This is a genomic window from Kribbella amoyensis, assembly GCF_007828865.1.
GTDB lineage: Bacteria > Actinomycetota > Actinomycetes > Propionibacteriales > Kribbellaceae > Kribbella > Kribbella amoyensis.
This window is the reverse complement of sequence record NZ_VIVK01000001.1, coordinates 3791257-3807198: the sequence shown is the minus strand read 5'-3', so window position 1 is coordinate 3807198 and position 15942 is coordinate 3791257. Positions and strand designations below refer to the sequence as shown.

Here is a 15942-nt window from a genome sequence, read left to right as displayed (position 1 = left end):
CGCGGGGCACTAGAGGCTCGGCGAAGTCAGTCAGCACGTGATCCGCGGGGGTCGCCTCGATCAGTTGTGATCGTTGCGGACGTCACGAACGCCAGCGCGCCGGATCGGTGCCGAAGGCTCCGTTGTTCGCGAAGGCCAGCTCCGCGAAGCGTTCGCCGATCAGGCGGTGGGTCGCCGCGTCGGGGTGCAACGCGTCCCGCAGCGGCAACTCGGTGGCGTCCGCCTCGCCGTACAGCCGGCGGCCGTCCAGGTAGTACAGGTGGGGATCCTGCTCCGCCCGCTGCGCCACGATCCGGGCCAGCTCCGCCCGGACGACGTTCAGCGTGAGCTTGCCGGCCGCCACTTCCGCGGGATCACCCTGCGCGCGGAACCGTACCTCGCCGGCGGCCAGCGCTTCGGGATCCAGGGCCGCCGGTCCTGGGGTGTCCTCGTGGATCGGGCAGAGGATCGACGACACCACCAGCAACGGGGTCGTCGGGTGACCCTCCCGCACGGTGTCGAGGAACCCGTGGACCGCGGGCGTGAAGGCCCGCAGCCGCATCAGGTCGGCGTTCACCACGTTGATGCCCAGCTTGATGCTGATCAGGTCCGCCGGAGTGTCCCGGAGGACGCGGGCGGTGAACGGATCGAGCAGGGCGCCGCCCCCGAAGCCCAGGTTGACCAGGTCCACCTTGCCGAGCGACGCGGCCAGCGCGGGCCAGATCGTCGACGGGCTGGTCGCGTTGGACCCGTGGCTGATCGAACTGCCGTGATGCAGCCAGACCGGGCGATCGCCGGCCGGCACCGCGGCGACGGGCGCATCGGTGCGCAGGGCGACGAGCTCGGTGGTCTCGTCGTGCGGCAGCCAGATCTCGACCGTCTTCGGGTCCGCGCTCAGCCCGGTGAAGCGCACCGTCCCCGGCGCCCCTGGCCGGGTCTCCCAGGTCCCCGCGGTCACGTCGATCAGCAGCTTGTTGCCGCCCGCAACCACACCCTGAGCGGCCAGGCGGCCGTCGACGAGCAGGTCGTACACGCCGTCCGGTCGCGGCGGTGCCCCGGCGTAGACCCGCTTGGTGGGCACGGAGTCCAGCTCGATCGCGGTGGCCGCGGTGCTGAAGACCAGGCGCACCCCGGACGGCTGGGACTCGGCCATCGCGAGCTGCGGATCCGCTGACTGTGCTCGGGCCGTCGCGGTCAGCCGGTGCGGCAGTACGCCGGTCCCGGTTCGCTCCAGTTCGATGACGCCGCGGAGCAGGTCGGCGGTGATGGGTGTGGTGATCCAGTCGGTCATGGTGATCCCCGTCGGTCAGGTCGGCCAGTTCGTGAGGAGGGCGTCGAGGGCGTCGATGATGCGGACCCAGGTCTCGTCGCTGTCGGGCGCGCTGTGACTGAACCCACCACCGAGCTCGAGACTGACGTACCCGTGGAAGACGCTGCCGAGCAGGCGGACGGCGTGCGTCTGCTCCGGCTCGGCCAGGTCGTACCCGCGTAGGATCGCCCGGGCCAACTCGGCGTGCCGTGGTCCCGCGCTCGCGGCCGCCGTCTCCGGATCGAGCCGGAACTGCATCGCGGCGTACCGGCCCGGGTGCTCGCGGGCATAGGAGCGGTACACATCCGCGAGGGCGGCGATCGCGTCCCGTCCGGACCGGCCGGCCAACGCGTCGGCGCCCTGGTCGGCGAGCTCTTCGAGGGCCAGCAAGGCGATCCGCGTCTTCAGGTCCTGCGAGCTGCGGACGTGCGAGTACAGGCTCGCCACCTTCACGTCGAACCGCCGCGCCACGGCGGACACGGTGACCTGCTCGAACCCGACCTCGTCCGCCAGCTCCGCGCCGGCCCGGGCGAGGCGGTCGGGCGTCAGTCCGGCGCGCATCCCACTCCCCTCTCTTTTCCTACACACATTCTGCATTTACCTAAAGCCTTTAGGCAAGGCAGAGCGTGCGCGCTCACACCGCGAACTCTCCGATGGTCAGCGAGCCGCCTGGGCGAGCAGCCCGTCGACGAAGGCGCGCAGGCCCTCGGCGTAGGTGTCCTGCGCGGCGAGGACCGGCCACTGGTTGCCGACGGCAGCGAGCTGCGGGACGTCGGCGGGATCGAGGTCCGCGAAGAAGGTGGCCTGGCCCGGCCGGTCGGGGTCGGAGTGGGCGCGGACGAGGATCTCGCCGACCGTGTAGTACCAGAGGCCGCGGAAGACGTGGACGGCCTGCTCCGGCGTACAGCCGGCGTCGACGGCACCGGCGACGACCACCTCCACCATCCGCACGGCCGGGGCGCCGAGCCGGCCGAGCAGCCCGTCGGTGGTGAGCACCTCGGCGGCCCACGGCCAGGCGGACAAGGAGTCGTGGATCACCACGGCTGCCGCGACGAGGCGGTCCCGCGGTTCGCTCGGCAGGTCGGCGACGACGGTCCGGTCGAAGTGCTCGTTGAGCAGCTGGATCAGCAGATCCTCGCGGTCACGGACGTGGTGGTAGAGGGTCGTCGGGCCGATCCCGAGCTCGGCGGCCAACCGGCGGACGGTGAGCTTCTCCCAGCCGTCGCGGTCGATGAGCCGGCGGGCGGCCGCCAGGATCTGGGCGCGGGAGGTGACCGGCGGGCGGCCGGTCCGGCCGGAGGCCGGTTTCGAACGAGGCACGGTCCCATCATGCTGGCTCACCCCACTCACGCGGTGCCACGGGCTTGACCGGTCGACAGCCGCCGGGACCCGGTGATACTTTTGGAACATGTTCCTAAAGTCTACCGCAGCACCTCCGGCCGTCGAGCGGGCGGGAGTGACACTCGCCGCCGTGGCCGTCGTGCAGTTCATGGTTTCGCTGGACCTGTCGGTCGTGAACGTCGGTCTTCCCCAGATCGCCGCCGGTCTCGGCTTCGGTGCGGCGAACCTGCCGTGGGTGATCCACGCCTACGCCCTCGCGTTCGGCGGGTTGCTCCTGCTCGGCGGCAAGGCCGCCGATCGGTACGGACGCAAGCGGGTCCTCCTGCTCGGTCTGGGCCTGTTCGGTCTCGCCTCGCTGCTCGGCGGGTTCGCGCAGGCACCCGGCCACCTGGTCGCCGCTCGCGCCGTTCAGGGAGTCGGCGCGGCCGCACTCGCCCCGGCCGCCCTGGCGTTGCTGACCGCAACGTTCCCGACGGGTCGGCCGCGCGTCCGCGCCTTCGGGGTCTGGAGCGCGATGAACGCGGCCGGTGGTGCCCTCGGCGTCCTGATCGGCGGACTGCTCACCGAGTACGCCGGCTGGCGGTGGGTGATGTTCGTGAACGTCCCGATGGCCGCTGTCGCCGTCGTCCTCGCGCAGCGCGGGATCAACACCGACGCCCGCCCGGTCCGTACCGGGCGCCCGGACGTCGTCGGTGCCGTCCTCGCGACCTCGGGGGTGACGCTGTTGGTGTTCGGCATCGTGCGCACCGATCGGTACGGGTGGACCTCGCCCGTCACCGTCACCACCGTGGTCGTCGCGGTCGCGTTGCTGGCCGGGTTCGTCCGGCTCGAACGGATCACGACCCGCGAACCGCTCATCCGCCTCGGCCTCTTCGCGCATCGCTCGGTCGCGGGCGCCAACGCGTACAACCTGCTAGTCGGTGCGGCGATGGCGTCGGCGTTCTACTTCGTTTCCCTTTATCTGCAACGGGTTCTGGGCACCGGTCCCGCGCTGACCGGGCTGCAGTTCCTGCCGTTCGCGCTCGGGGTCGTCGTCGGGTCCGTGCTCGCCATCAAGCTCGGGTACCGGGTGGCGCCGTGGATCCTGCTGGTCACCGGCGGGCTGATGACGGCCACCGGGTTCGCCTGGTTCGGGCTGATCAGCGTGGACGGCGCGTTCCTCACCGACGTACTCGGGCCGTCGATCTTCGCGAGCATCGGCTTCGGTCTTTGCCTCGGGCCCGTTGTCTCTCTCGCGACGGTGGGTGTCCCGCCGCACGAGGCCGGGACCGCGTCCGGCCTGCTCAGCAGCTCGCGTCAGATCGGCGCATCGCTAGGCCTTGCCGCGCTGGGCACCGCGGCCAACCACCGCACCGGCCAGAGCGACGCGCCTGCCGCACTCAACGACGGATACGCCCTCGGCCTCACCCTGAGTGCCGTCCTCCTGGTCGGCGCGGTCCTCATCGCTCTCACCGTGCTTCGTCGCGTGCCGGACAGCCGCTGAGCGATGGTCGACGGTCAGTTCCACCCTGATCGAAGCCGTTGACTCTGTCCGGGCCCGCTCGGAGACTCGGGGCAATCGATTTCGGATCGTCGTCCGCCCCGGCGAAAGGGTTCACTTCATGTCCCCATCCACTCCCTCCGACCAGACCCGGCCCGAACCGGCCGCGGCGCAACCGTCGCGGCGCCGGCTGTTGCTCGGCGTCCCCGCGCTGGCCGTCGCCACGGCGGTGGCCACCACCGTCACGACGCAGACCGCGCAGGCCGCTCCGCAGGCCAAGCCGCAGGTGTTCGAGTGCGCGGCCGACCTGCTGCGGGGGGCGTGATGGCGACGATTCCCTGGCTGGCCGACGTGCTGCGCGCGGCCGGCGTCGAGGTCGTTGAAGAAGGCAACTGGCAGGGCCGGGCGGTGGCCGGCTCGTTCAACCCGATCGGCGTGCTCTGGCACCACACCGCGGCCTCCACCTCCAGCCCGAGCAATCCGCATCCCGGCCTGAACGTCGTCATCAACGGCCGGCCCGACCTGCAGGGGCCGCTGGCCCAGGCGCTGGTCGACTACAACGGCGTCTTCCACGTCATCTCGGCCGGTCGCTGCAACCACGCCGGCCCGGCCCGGGTCAGCGGCCCGATCCCGGCCGGTGACGGGAACACCATGCTGATCGGCTGGGAGATCGACTACAACGGGGTCTCCCAGGAGATGAGCCCGGCGCAGTACACGGCGTCGGTCAAGGCGACCGCGGCCGTACTCGCCCGGCTCGGCAAGGACGCCAGCTTCGCCCGTGGTCACCGCGAGACCAGTACGACCGGCAAGATCGATCCGTACGCGATCAACCTCGACTCGATGCGCGCGGACGTCGCGGCGATCCTCGGTGACCCGGAACCGCCGCAGTACAACTTCTCCACCTACGGCACGGGCATCCGGGTCAGGTCCGACGCCCGGCTCAACGCCCCGGTCGTCACCACGCTGGCCGGGCCGACCCAGGTGTTCGTGCAGTGCCAGAAGCAGGGCGACACGGTGACGGCCGAAGGCCACACCAACAACTGGTGGTCCCGCCTGCGCGACCAGGGCGGCTACATCTCCAACATCTACATCGACCACCCGGCGGCCCAGCTCCCCGGCGTCCCCAACTGCTGAGGACAGCCCGATGAGAGCCGTTTGAGAGCACCACCAGCTTGACTCGTCCCCACAGGGGAGCCGCGGGACCGGATCCGTCCGGCCCCGCGGCATCTGTCGGAGGTCAGTAGTCGGTCGAATTGCTGAGACCGGCCCAGCGGGTGGCCTCTTCCGCACGGGCCTGGCTCGACTTCTCCGCCAGGGCGTAGGCGTCCTTGCCGAGAAGGAGGCGCAGGGGCGGCTCCTCGGTCGCGACGATCTCGAGGATGGCGCGGGCCGCTTTGGCCGGATCGCCGGGTTGGGTGCCGTCGACCTCAGCGCGGTACTTGTTGAGCTCACCGACCGTGGCCTGGTAGTCCGCGCCGACCTGGGCGAGCGTCATCGACGAGCCGCCCCAGTCGGTCCGGAAGGCGCCCGGCTCGATGATCGTCACCTTCACGCCGAACGGCTTCACCTCGTTGTTCAGTACCTCGGAGAAGCCCTCCACGGCGAACTTCGCGGTCTGGTACGCGCCCATCCCCGGCGTCCCGCCGACCCGGCCGCCGATCGACGAGAACTGCAGGAAGTGGCCGGACCGCTGCCGCCGGAACACCGGCAACGCCGCCCTGGTCACGTTCACCACGCCGAACAGGTTGGTCTCGATCTGGCCCCGGAAGTCGTCCTCGGCCATCTCCTCGATCGGCGCGCTGTTGGCCTGGCCGGCGTTGTTCGCCACCACGTCGAGCCCGCCGAACGCCGCCACCGCCTGCTCGACCGCGGACCGCGCGGCCGCCGCGTCGGTCACATCGAGCGCGACGGCCCGGACGGCGTCGCCGTACTCCTTCACCAGGTCGTCGAGCTGCTCGGGACGCCGCGCGGTGGCGACCACCCGGTCCCCGGTGCCGAGCACCGCCTCGGCCAGGGCGCGGCCCAGGCCCCGCGAACTGCCGGTGATCAACCAGGTCTTGCTCATTTCACTCCACCTTCGGCTAGGCTCTCCATCTGTCACATCAATGTAGCACTTATCTGATGAAGTGCTACTGAGATGTCGATTACGCCCTGCTTAACGCCACGGAGAGGTAGAGTCTGACCGCGATGAGAGCCGACGCCGCACGCAACCTGGACAAGATCCTCCGGACCGGGGCGCGCCTGCTGGCCGCCGATCCGGGGGCGAGCATGAGCATGATCGCCGCTGAGGCCGGGGTGGACCGGCGGACGATCTACCGGCAGTTCGAATCCCGGGAGGCGTTGCTGTCCGCGATCTACCGGGCCCGGTACGACGCGGTCGCGGTGGTCTTCGCCGAGGCGCGGCTGACCGAGGCACCGGTCGCGGTCGCCCTGCACCGGTACGCCGAGGGCATCATCACCGTCACCCGGGAGTGGCCGGTCGAGTTCCACCGGATGACCGCGGACCCGCCGACTGCCGACCGGCGAGAGGCTTTCGGCGAGCAGCTCGACGCCTTCATCCGCCGGGCGACCGAAGCGGGGTTGTTCCGCGCCGATCTCCCGGCCGGCTGGGTCGAGGCGCTGCTCCGCCAGGTGATCCGGACCGCCGCCGAGGACGTCCCCGACCTCGAACCGGCCCCCGCCGCCGACCTCGCCGTGTCCGCCTTGCTGCAGGGCATCGGACAGGCGTGAGCCGCCCTCGCTGACCGGACGGCTCACGTCGTCGGCTCAGCCGACCGACGGTCCCAGCCCGAGCGACTGCGGCGTACTGGAGTCCGGCGACGGCTGGTGCAGCCCTTCGTCGAGCGCGCCGAACTCGGTCATCAGCGCGGGACTCCCACCCCACGGCGTCTGCTCCTCGGCGATCAAGGTGTTTGTCGTGAGCAACAACCCCGCGACCGAGGCGCCGTTCTGCAGGGCCGACCGGGCCACCAGCAACGGATCGACGATGCCCATCTCCAGCATGTTCCCGTACCGGCCTTCCAACGCGTCGAACCCGTCGTCGGTCCCGAGCTGCGCCGTCCGCTCCAGCACCTCGGTGCCCGAGTACCCCGCGTTCGTCGCGATCAGGAACGCCGGTTCGCGCAGCGCCTGCCGGACGATGTCCACGCCGGTCGCGTAGTCGTCCTTCACGTCCAGGTCGTCGAGCGCGGACGCGGCGTGCAGCAACGCCACCCCGCCGCCGGCCACGATGCCCTCGGCCATCGCGGCCCGGGTCGCCGACAACGCGTCCTCGACCCGGTGCTGCAGTTCCTTCAGCTCGGCCGGCGTCGGCGCGCCCACCCGGATCACCGCGACCCGGCCGGACAACGCGCCGATCCGTTCGGTGAGGACGTCCTCGTCGACCCCGAACGTGGCCCGCTCCCGCTCGGCCCGGAGCTGGGTGAGCCGGAACGCCACCTCCTCCTCGTGCCCGGCCGCGGCGACGATCGCGGTCCGGTCGGCCGTGACCCGGACCTGGTCGGCCCGGCCCAGCTGCGCGACCGTCATCGTCTCCAGCGTGAACCCCGAGTGCCGGCTGTACACCGCACCACCGGTGATCGCGGCGATGTCCTCCAGCTTGTGCAGCCGCCGGTCGCCGAAGCCGGGCGCCCGGATCCCGACGCACTGGAAGATCCCGTTCACGTGGTTGTGCACCAGCATGCTGAGCGCCGTACCCTCCAGGCTCTCGGCGATGATCACCAGCGGCCGGGGCTCGCGCATGATCTTGTCCAGCAGCGGCATCAGCTCCTGGACCTTGGTGATCTTCTCGCTGCACAACAGGATGTACGGGTCGTCGAGCACCGCCTGCAGACTGCCGGGATCGGTCACCATGTACGGCGACAGGTACCCGTTGTCGAACTCGAACCCCTCGACGAAGCCGACCTGGACGCCGTGCGCCGGCGACTCCTCGACGGTGACGATGCCGCCGTCGCCGACGGTGTGCAGCGCCTTCGCGATGACGGCGCCGACCAGGTCGTCGTCGTTCGCCGAGATCGCCGCCACCCGGGCCAGGTCGTGCTCGGTCTCGACCGGGTGGGCGACCTGCTGCAACCGCTCGACCAGCCGGGCCACGGCCACGTCGATGCCGCGTTTCACCAGCACCGGGTTGCCGCCCGAGCCGATCGCCCGGATCCCCTCCCGGACGATCGCGTGCGCGAGCACGGTCGCCGTGGTGGTGCCGTCGCCGACGATGTCGTTGGTCTTGATCGCGGCCTCCTTCACCAGTTGGGCGCCCATGTTCTCGAACTGGTCCCGCAGGTGGATCTCCCGGGCGATCGTGACCCCGTCGTTGGTGACCACCGGCGACCCGGTGATCTTCTCCAGGATCACGTTGCGGCCTTTCGGTCCCAGCGTCGACTTCACCGCCTCCGCCAGCTGGTCCACCCCGGCGAGCATCAGCCCGCGCGCCTGCTCGCCGAACCGCAGTTCCTTGGCCATCGGTCCTCCAGTCGTTACGGAATGAGGATCGCGCGGCCGCGGACCCGGCCGGCGTCGAGATCGGCGATCGCCTCGGTGGCGGCCTCCAACGGGTACGTCCGGGTGTGCAGGGTGACCTTGCCGGCCTGGGCCAGCGCCATCAGCTCGGCCAGTTCGTTGTAGGTGCCGACGATGTTGCCGATGATGTTGCGCTCGGTGGAGATGATGTCCAGGGTCGGGATCGTCACCTGGCCGCCGTACCCGATCACGAAGTACGAGCCGCCCGGCGCGGTCATCGCGAACCCGTCCTGCTCGGCGCCCTGTTCGGCGACGAAGTCGAGCACCACGGTCGCCCCGGTCCCGCCGGTCAGCTCCTGGACCGCGGCCACCTGGTTGCCGACAGCAACGACTGTCTCGTCGGCGCCGAGCTGCTCGGCCAGTTTCAGCGCCTCCGGGTTGCGGTCGACGACGATGATCCTGGTCCCGGTCAGCGCGGCCAGGCATTGGATCCCGATGTGGCCGAGGCCGCCCGCGCCGATCACGACACAGGTGGTCCCGGGGGGCAGCAGCGGCAGCGCCTTGCGGACCGCGTGGTACGCGGTGATGCCCGCGTCGGCCAGCGCGGCCACGTCCTGCGGCCGGGTGCTCGGCTCCAGCTTCACGCAGGCCCGCGCCGACGTGAGCAGGTACTCCGCCATCCCGCCGTCGCTGTCGAGACCCGGGAAGGTGCTGACCTCGCAGTGCATGTCGTTGCCCGCGCGGCAGGCGCGGCAGAGTCCGCAGGTCGGGGTCGGGTGCAGGATCACCGTGTCGCCGGCCTGCACGTTGGTGACGGCCGAGCCGATCTCCTCGACCCAGCCGGCGTTCTCGTGCCCGATCGTGTACGGCAGCGCCGGGTGCATCGCCTCGGCCCACTGGCCCTCGATGATGTGCAGGTCGGTCCGGCAGACCCCGGCGCCGCCGATCCGGACGATCACGTCGAGCGGACCGCGCAGCGCCGGCTCCGGAACGTCCTCGAGCACTGGTTGCTGGTGATACCCATGCAGTCGAACGGCTCTCATCCCTCGTCCTCCTCCTCACCCGCACCGGTGGTTCCGTACCGGTGACGCAGCATCCCCCGGCAGATGCCGGTGTTGGCCTCGATCCCGACCCTGGAGGTCCGCGCCCGCGCCAGGTGCAACGACACCTCGGCACCGGTGATCGGTGCACCGGTGCCGGGGTCGACGAGCAGGGGCGCGGCGGGGTCGGTTCGCAGACCGAGTTCGGCCCGTCGCCGGCACAGCCGCTCCAGCTGGGCGGACGGGGGCGCGTCCCCGATCGTCATCGTCGCCAGCGCCGCCGGATCGAGTCCGGCGGCGACCAGCGGCCGGCACACCTGGTCGGTACCGGCCAGCACGGCCTTCGACAGGAACGTCCGCCGCAACTCGTCCAGTTCCCCCAGCGCCTCGCCCGCGAACGACACCGCGAACCCGGCCCGGGCCGCCACTCCGGCGTTGATCTCCGTCGACGCGAAGTGGTCCTCCAGCGCGACGTCGGCGCTGCGGACCTCGGGCAGCGCCGCCACCACGTCGTAGGCGTCGGCGACCATCAGAAAGGCGAAGTTGGGCGCACAGAAGTAGGTCGGCAACCGCAACCGGACCACGACGTCCCCGGCCGCCGACACGACGCAGGTCGAGACGAACCCGAGCGTCGTGATCGGCTCGTCGAGCTCCGGGTCCCGCACCGTGTCGAGCGCGGCGAGGACCCGGGACCGTTCCGCGACCGCCGCGGTCATTACTGCGTGACCAGCTTCGCGTCGTCCTGCGCGGCCGGCTTGCCGTACCCGAGCTGGTACTCCTCGGGCACCTCGAGCCCGTACAGCTTGGCGGCGTTCAGCCCGAGGATCTTCTTCTTGCCGTCCACGCCGAGCCGCGGGTAGTCGGCGTACTGCTCGTCGTCCGGGAAGTCCCAGTCCACGAAGCCCTCGACCTGCCACTTCGGCTCCCAGATGGCGTAGTCGCTGCCGAACGTCATCTTGTCCTCGCCGACCCAGAACAACAGCTCGCCCATGCACCGGGCGAAGAACCGCGGCCGCGAGTGCATCAGCCCGCCGACCACCACGGACAGCCCGGCGTACACGTTCGGCTCCTGCGTGGCCAGGTAGCAGAAGTCGTCGATCCGCGGGATGCCGGAGTGCTCGACGATGAAGTTGAGCTCCGGGAAGTCGGTGGCGGCGTGGTCGATGTCGGTCATGTCGAACGCGTCCTTGTCCAGGGGCCAGATCGTCGGTCCCTTGTGGGCATGGATGTTCTTGATGCCGAGCTCCTGGCAGGCCTCCAGGTACTTGTAGGCCTCCGGGTCGCTGAGCTTCCAGCCGCGCGAGCCCTGCCGCCACTCCGCGGTGTAGAGCTTCACGCCCTTGCAGCCGTACCGTTCGACGTTGTGCCGCAGGGTCTTCAGGCCGTCCTCACCCTCGCGCGGGTCCCAGCGGGTGTTGAGGACGAACTTGTCCGGGTACTTCTCGAACAGGATCGCGTCCCGCTCGGTGGTGTTGAAACCCTCCTTGTACCACTCGGCCAGATCGGTCGGCTGGAAGATCGCCACGTCGACATGGCCCTTGTCGAAGACGTCCGACATCAGGTCGTCCTCGGAGTACTTCTTGTACTTCTCCAGGGTCCACCTGGTGTCGTCCGGCCCCAGCCCGTGGTAGCCGTAGAAGCACTCGATCCACCCCTTGGCGTACTGCTCGGCGCCTTCGACCCAGTTGTCCTCGGCGGCGTTCCAGTAGTGCATATGCGTGTCGACCACGAAGTACTTCTCGCCGTTCTTCTCGTACATGGTCCCCTCCCGGCTTGCTCGCTGTCAGACGGCGGTGAGGTCGAAGCCGAGGTACTCGGCCGCGTCCTCGGGATTCGCGACCAGGATCGTCCGGTCGTCGAGATGGATCATCCGGCCGTAGTGCGTGGACATGTTCTCCTCGAACTCGGCCTGGTCGAAGTAGCCGGCGTCCTCGCCGAGCGCCTCGGAGACCTCGTCGTAGACGACCTCCATCTTGCCGACGGCATCGACCCTGATCATCGAGGGCAGCGGCGTCACGGTGACGTTGTCCTTACCGCCCATCACGTCCGCGACGACGACGCCGACCTGGTTGTTCATCAGGGTGAAGCCGCACCGGTTGGACGCTGTGTTGTCCGCCTTGAACGGGCTCTCGACGACTCCCTTGAGCGTGGTGGTCACTGTGCCAACTCCTTCGGTTCCTCGAGCCGCAGACTCGTCACGATGCCGCTGAAGCGGCTCTTGGCCCGGTCCAGGCCGTCCTCGAACCGCGGCGGCTTGGCGTCCGGCTGGGACCACAGCGGTTGCAGGGTCCGGGCGGCGCTGAGCGCCTGTGCGGTCCAGGTGGACATCCAGTCCTGCAGGATCGCGATGTTGTGGCCGGCGAACTCGCGGTCCGCGGTGAGCAGTTCGAACATCGCCGTGGTGTAGCGCAGGTCCCGCTCGGCGAAGTCGTACTCGGCCGCGCCGATCACCGTCGGGGTGACGAAGTCGCCGTTGCGCGGGGCGGCCTGCTGGATCAGCTGGCTGCGGAACAGTTCGCCGACGAGCGGCTCGAACACCACGTTCGCGGCGAAGATCGCCTCGCACCAGTCGTCGATCCCGGTCAGCCGCTCGGCCAGTTCGCGCACCCCCTGCCAGACCGGGTCGGAGTTCCAGGTCTGCAGGTGCGCGCTGCCGTCGAACCCGTCGATCTCCTCGGTCAGGGTCAGGTTGTAGAGCGCGAGGTCCTGGGCCGCGCGGATCCGGTGCATGCTGTTCACCGAGATCGCGTTGTTGTGCATGTTGGTCGGCGCCCGCCGGTTGGCGTTCGCGAACAGGTACAGGCCGAGGCCGTGGTCCACGTGCATCCAGGCGCCGACGTGCTGCTCGACGAACCGGACCCAGTTCGGGTTCCACTGGTCGAAGGCCTTCGCCTGCCGGGCCGACTCGATGTTCTGGGTGACCTGGCGGACCACGTTCGAGTTGTACCGGTAGAGGGTGAGCTCCCACTCCTCGTTCGGATCGCGGAACTCGTGCCAGCCGGTGGCCGGCCACTCCTCGACGAACATCCCGCCGCTGCCCGGTCCACGGTGCGGGCTCGGCTGGTCCGAACCCCAGGCCTTCAGCACGGTCCAGTCCATCGGGTAGCCGCCGCGGCCGTCGGAGAACCCGTACAGCCAGCCCTGGCTGAGGTAGTGCCGCGGGTCGGGCTGGACCTCGACGGTGACGTCCTCGTAGTGGCTCTGCTTGCGCTTCTGCGGCTTGTAGTAGTTGTACCGGCGGGCCTTCGAGTCCGGGAACTCCTTGGCACCGGCTTCGGCATCGGTGAAGACCGGCTTCGGCACGCTCCGCTCTTGCTGTGTGGTGGTCATCTGTTCTCTGCCTCCAGCACCTTCGAGTCACCGGCGTCGCCGGTCGTGGTGAACTTGTCGTAGTAGACGTGTTTGGCCGCCACCCCGAGCTGTTCCAGCAGCGGGATCGCGGCTTCGACCATCGGCGGCGGCCCGCAGACGTAGGCGTCCGCGCCGGTCAGATCGGCTTCGTGCTGTTTCACGACGTCGGTGATCAGACCGGCCTTGCCGTCCCACCCGTCGTCCTCGGCCGGCTCGGACAGAGCCGGTACGTAGCGGAACCGCGGCAGGGTGCGTTCGAGTTCCCGCAGCTCCGCCTCGAAGCAGAGGTCCCGGCGGGCCCGGGCCCCGTAGTAGAAGGTGGTCGGGCGGTCGATGCCGCGGGCCGCCATCGACCGCAGCAGCGACAGGATCGGGGCCATCCCGGCCCCACCACCGAGGAAGAGCAGCGGCGCGTCGGCGTTGTCCCGCAGGGTGAACACCCCGAACGGGCCGGACAGCTCGAGCCGGTCGCCGACCGCCAGCCGGGTGGCCAGGTGCTCGGAGAACAGCCCACCCGGGTACACCTTGATGACGAACTCGAGCAGCCCGTCCTCCCGGCTGGTCGGGTTCGCCATCGAGAACGACCTGGTCGCCTCCCAGCCCGGTACCCGGATGTCGACGTACTGGCCGGGGAAGTACTTCAGCTCACCGGCGTCGTCCAGCTTCAGCACGAGGTGCCGCAGGTCGTGGGTGACCGGGTCGTTGGCGACCACCTCGGCGGTCCGCTCCTGGATCGGGAGTCCGGAGCGGATCATCTCCTCGTCGTAGTTGAGCAGCTCGATCGTCAGGTCCTCGTACGGGTGCGCCCGGCACAGCAGCGTGTACCCCTCGTCCAGCTCGTACTCGGGCAGCGCGAACGTCGAGTACCGGTCGAGCTCGATGTCGTCGCCGTCGAGCACGAACGACTTGCAGGAGGAGCACTGGCCCTCCTTGCAGCCGTGCATCAGCATCACGCCCTGCTCGGCGGCGGCCCGCAGGATCGTCTGCTCCTCGTCGACCTCGATCTCGATCCCGACGGGCTCGAACCGTACGACGTGCTTGTCGCCCATGGCTCCCTCACGGCTGGTCGTCGAACGACGAGGTGGGAACGGGAGGACAGACGCGGCCGCCCTCCCGTCCGTGGACCACGGCTCAGGCGTCGACCGGCGCTCGTCCGGCGGGGCCGCCGCGGACGTAGCGGGCCGCGAACGCCGTCCGCTCGTCGTCGGTCATCTCGTTCAGCAGCACGTTCGGGCTCTGCAGCGGCGGGCACCGGCGCAGGTGGTCGAGCGTCCACATCTTGTCCGGGTTCAGGTCGAGGTGCGGTTGCGCGGTCATGGTCTTGCCGTCGTCGCGGACGAAGCCCATGTCCTTCACCACGTCGGCCCAGTTCCAGCCGTGGTAGAGCGTCTCCCACTCGCGGTGGCCGATCAGCTTGCCCATGTTCGGCGTCTGCCGGCCCTCGTACGTCGGCCGGAACGCGACCTCGTCGGTCCACCGGCACATCTCGTGGCAGTACGTCCGCCACTGGCCGTCGACCTCGGCCATCACCATGTCCTCGCGGACCAGGCACGGCACCATGCAGGTCCAGCAGCGGTGCGGGTACTCGTAGTCCACGTCCTCGAACACGATCGGGTGATGCCCGTTCGGGGTGCTGAGCCGGTTGTAGTTCTCCCACCACTTGCCGTACTTGTCGTACCAGCCGGGGTACTTGGACTCGAACCACTCGAAGTCCTTGTCGGTCATCGGGTCGATCCGCCAGTAGTTGGCCAGCCAGCCGGTGGCGAAGAACTGCGCGACCTCGTGCACGTACCCCTTGTTCCAGATCTGGTTCCACGCCTCCTCGATCAGGTCGTGCGGGATCTCCAGACCGTACTTCTCCAGCGGCACCAGGTAGCTGCGGTAGTAGTCGTCGTAGATCCACCGCCGCCACATCTCGGCGTAGCTCTCCCGGTCCTTGCGGCGGTCCTTGGTGCCGTACTCGATGAAGGTGCCGATCGCGGCGTCGACGACGCGGTGGTTGTTCCACCACGCGTAGCGCAGGTCGCGGGCCAGCAGCTGGTGGTTGTCCTCGTCGGCGAGCGCCATCAGCAGTGTCGCGTACCCGTTGCTGATGTGCCGCGACTCGTCGGACTGCACCGAGTGGAACACCGTCGGCAGCAGGTAGTCGCCGTTCGCGGCCGCCTCGGCGGGCATCGCGACGAACAGGGTGTTGGTGAACGCGGTCTCGGCCACGATGGTCAGGTAGATACTGGCCGCCGTGATCGCGTCGCCGGTGATGAACCCCTCGGCGAACTGCCGGCCGATCGTGCCGCAGTAGTCGTTCTGGAAGTTGCGCAGGCTGGAGTTGAAGCCCGCCGGGTCGATGTAGTTGTTCATGTACAGGCGCTTGAGGTTCTGCTGAATCGTCGAGTGCCGGACCTCGTCGATCATCTGGATCGCCTGGCCGTTGTGCAGCTCGGGGTTCGGCACGGTCCGGAACAGCAGCGGCATCGCCCGGGCCGCCGAGATCTCCGGCAGCGGGATGATGCTCAGGAACAGCTTCTGCCACTCCAGCCAGCGTTCCTGCACCTGACGGAACATGTTGCCGCGAATGGCGCCGTCGGAGGCTCCGTAGACGCGGTGGTCCTTCTCCTCCTGCATCGGGAAGTAGGACCGCAGCACCTGCTTCAGCGGGTCCTTCTTCTGCGCCTTCTGGAAGGAGTAGTCGGTCCCGTACTGCGAGACCGGCTCGTGGTACTTGGGCTCCCAGGACAGTTCCTGGATCTTCTGGTGGGCCTTTGCCACACTCTGGCGACTCATGGCACTCCTCACACTCGCTGTGGCCGACTGGTGTGGGCCGCCCGCCGTTCCGGCACCCCGTGTACCGGGCGCGGCCGAGTGACCAGGCAGACAGCGGACACTGGCCGGGCGCCCGCGCCTTGCTCGTAGTTGCAGTACATCGCCACCGGCCCGGGCGCCGAGGTCTCAAATTGAGAAGCCTTGCGGCCGGCCGGTGCTCGGCCGGC

General features: G+C 69.5%; 16 protein-coding genes. 4 read left to right on the top strand and 12 right to left on the bottom strand.

Translation table 11 applies throughout. From position 1 onward, the window contains the following. Positions 1-82: 82 nt before the first annotated feature. The 3 genes from FB561_RS18025 to FB561_RS18015 form a co-directional block, all read right to left on the bottom strand. Positions 83-1270, bottom strand: coding sequence for a GDSL-type esterase/lipase family protein (locus FB561_RS18025; RefSeq protein WP_145808156.1), 1188 nt, complete (start codon positions 1268-1270; stop codon positions 83-85). A 15-nt stretch (positions 1271-1285) separates the two neighbouring features. After that, on the bottom strand, positions 1286-1849 hold the full coding sequence (locus tag FB561_RS18020) for a TetR/AcrR family transcriptional regulator (RefSeq protein WP_145808154.1): 564 nt from the start codon (positions 1847-1849) through the stop codon (positions 1286-1288). Positions 1850-1945: 96 nt separating this feature from the next. Then, positions 1946-2608: a TetR/AcrR family transcriptional regulator gene (locus FB561_RS18015; protein ID WP_202880648.1), complete on the bottom strand. Its 663-nt coding sequence runs from the start codon at positions 2606-2608 to the stop codon at positions 1946-1948. Between the two features lie 151 nt (positions 2609-2759). Between FB561_RS18015 and FB561_RS18010 the strand changes: the two genes are divergently transcribed. The 3 genes from FB561_RS18010 to FB561_RS18000 all read left to right on the top strand — a co-directional run bounded on the left by FB561_RS18010 (position 2760) and on the right by FB561_RS18000 (position 5243). Continuing rightward, positions 2760-4112 (top strand): MFS transporter, encoded by a 1353-nt coding sequence (locus FB561_RS18010; RefSeq protein ID WP_238334887.1) that lies wholly within the window; start codon positions 2760-2762, stop codon positions 4110-4112. A gap of 118 nt (positions 4113-4230) precedes the next feature. Then, entirely contained in the window at positions 4231-4434 is a 204-nt protein-coding gene (locus FB561_RS18005) for a hypothetical protein (protein ID WP_145808148.1), read from the top strand. Next, positions 4434-5243, top strand: a complete 810-nt coding sequence (locus tag FB561_RS18000) for an amidase (protein WP_145808146.1) — start codon at positions 4434-4436, stop codon at positions 5241-5243. Before FB561_RS18005 ends, FB561_RS18000 begins: the two co-directional genes overlap by 1 nt. Positions 5244-5346: 103 nt before the next feature. On the opposite strand, the gene FB561_RS17995 is transcribed toward FB561_RS18000, so the two are convergent. Then, on the bottom strand, positions 5347-6174 hold the full coding sequence (locus FB561_RS17995; protein ID WP_145808144.1) for an oxidoreductase: 828 nt from the start codon (positions 6172-6174) through the stop codon (positions 5347-5349). A 122-nt stretch (positions 6175-6296) separates the two neighbouring features. Between FB561_RS17995 and FB561_RS17990 the strand changes: the two genes are divergently transcribed. Further along, positions 6297-6839 (top strand): TetR/AcrR family transcriptional regulator, encoded by a 543-nt coding sequence (locus tag FB561_RS17990; RefSeq protein WP_145808142.1) that lies wholly within the window; start codon positions 6297-6299, stop codon positions 6837-6839. Positions 6840-6875: 36 nt separating this feature from the next. Here FB561_RS17990 and groL read toward each other — a convergent pair whose 3' ends face one another. The 8 genes from groL to FB561_RS17950 all read right to left on the bottom strand — a co-directional run bounded on the left by groL (position 6876) and on the right by FB561_RS17950 (position 15736). Next, positions 6876-8567, bottom strand: coding sequence for a chaperonin GroEL (gene groL, locus FB561_RS17985; protein WP_145808140.1), 1692 nt, complete (start codon positions 8565-8567; stop codon positions 6876-6878). A gap of 14 nt (positions 8568-8581) precedes the next feature. Then, positions 8582-9607: an NAD(P)-dependent alcohol dehydrogenase gene (locus FB561_RS17980; RefSeq protein WP_145808138.1), complete on the bottom strand. Its 1026-nt coding sequence runs from the start codon at positions 9605-9607 to the stop codon at positions 8582-8584. After that, complete coding sequence (locus tag FB561_RS17975; protein ID WP_145808136.1) at positions 9604-10320, bottom strand: iron-sulfur cluster assembly protein; 717 nt, start codon at positions 10318-10320, stop codon at positions 9604-9606. Before FB561_RS17975 ends, FB561_RS17980 begins: the two co-directional genes overlap by 4 nt. Further along, entirely contained in the window at positions 10320-11363 is a 1044-nt protein-coding gene (locus FB561_RS17970) for an amidohydrolase family protein (RefSeq protein ID WP_145808135.1), read from the bottom strand. The genes FB561_RS17975 and FB561_RS17970 overlap by 1 nt, the downstream gene beginning before the upstream one ends. A gap of 24 nt (positions 11364-11387) precedes the next feature. After that, entirely contained in the window at positions 11388-11762 is a 375-nt protein-coding gene (mimD, locus tag FB561_RS17965) for a propane 2-monooxygenase effector subunit MimD (protein ID WP_170284695.1), read from the bottom strand. Then, positions 11759-12934 carry a ferritin family protein gene (locus FB561_RS17960; protein ID WP_145808133.1) on the bottom strand — a complete coding sequence of 392 codons (1176 nt, stop codon included), beginning with the start codon at positions 12932-12934 and terminating at the stop codon, positions 11759-11761. The genes mimD and FB561_RS17960 overlap by 4 nt, the downstream gene beginning before the upstream one ends. After that, positions 12931-14004 carry an NADH:ubiquinone reductase (Na(+)-transporting) subunit F gene (locus FB561_RS17955; RefSeq protein ID WP_145808131.1) on the bottom strand — a complete coding sequence of 358 codons (1074 nt, stop codon included), beginning with the start codon at positions 14002-14004 and terminating at the stop codon, positions 12931-12933. The genes FB561_RS17960 and FB561_RS17955 overlap by 4 nt, the downstream gene beginning before the upstream one ends. 82 nt (positions 14005-14086) lie before the next feature. Then, positions 14087-15736 carry a ferritin family protein gene (locus tag FB561_RS17950; RefSeq protein WP_145808129.1) on the bottom strand — a complete coding sequence of 550 codons (1650 nt, stop codon included), beginning with the start codon at positions 15734-15736 and terminating at the stop codon, positions 14087-14089. Positions 15737-15942: the final 206 nt, after the last annotated feature.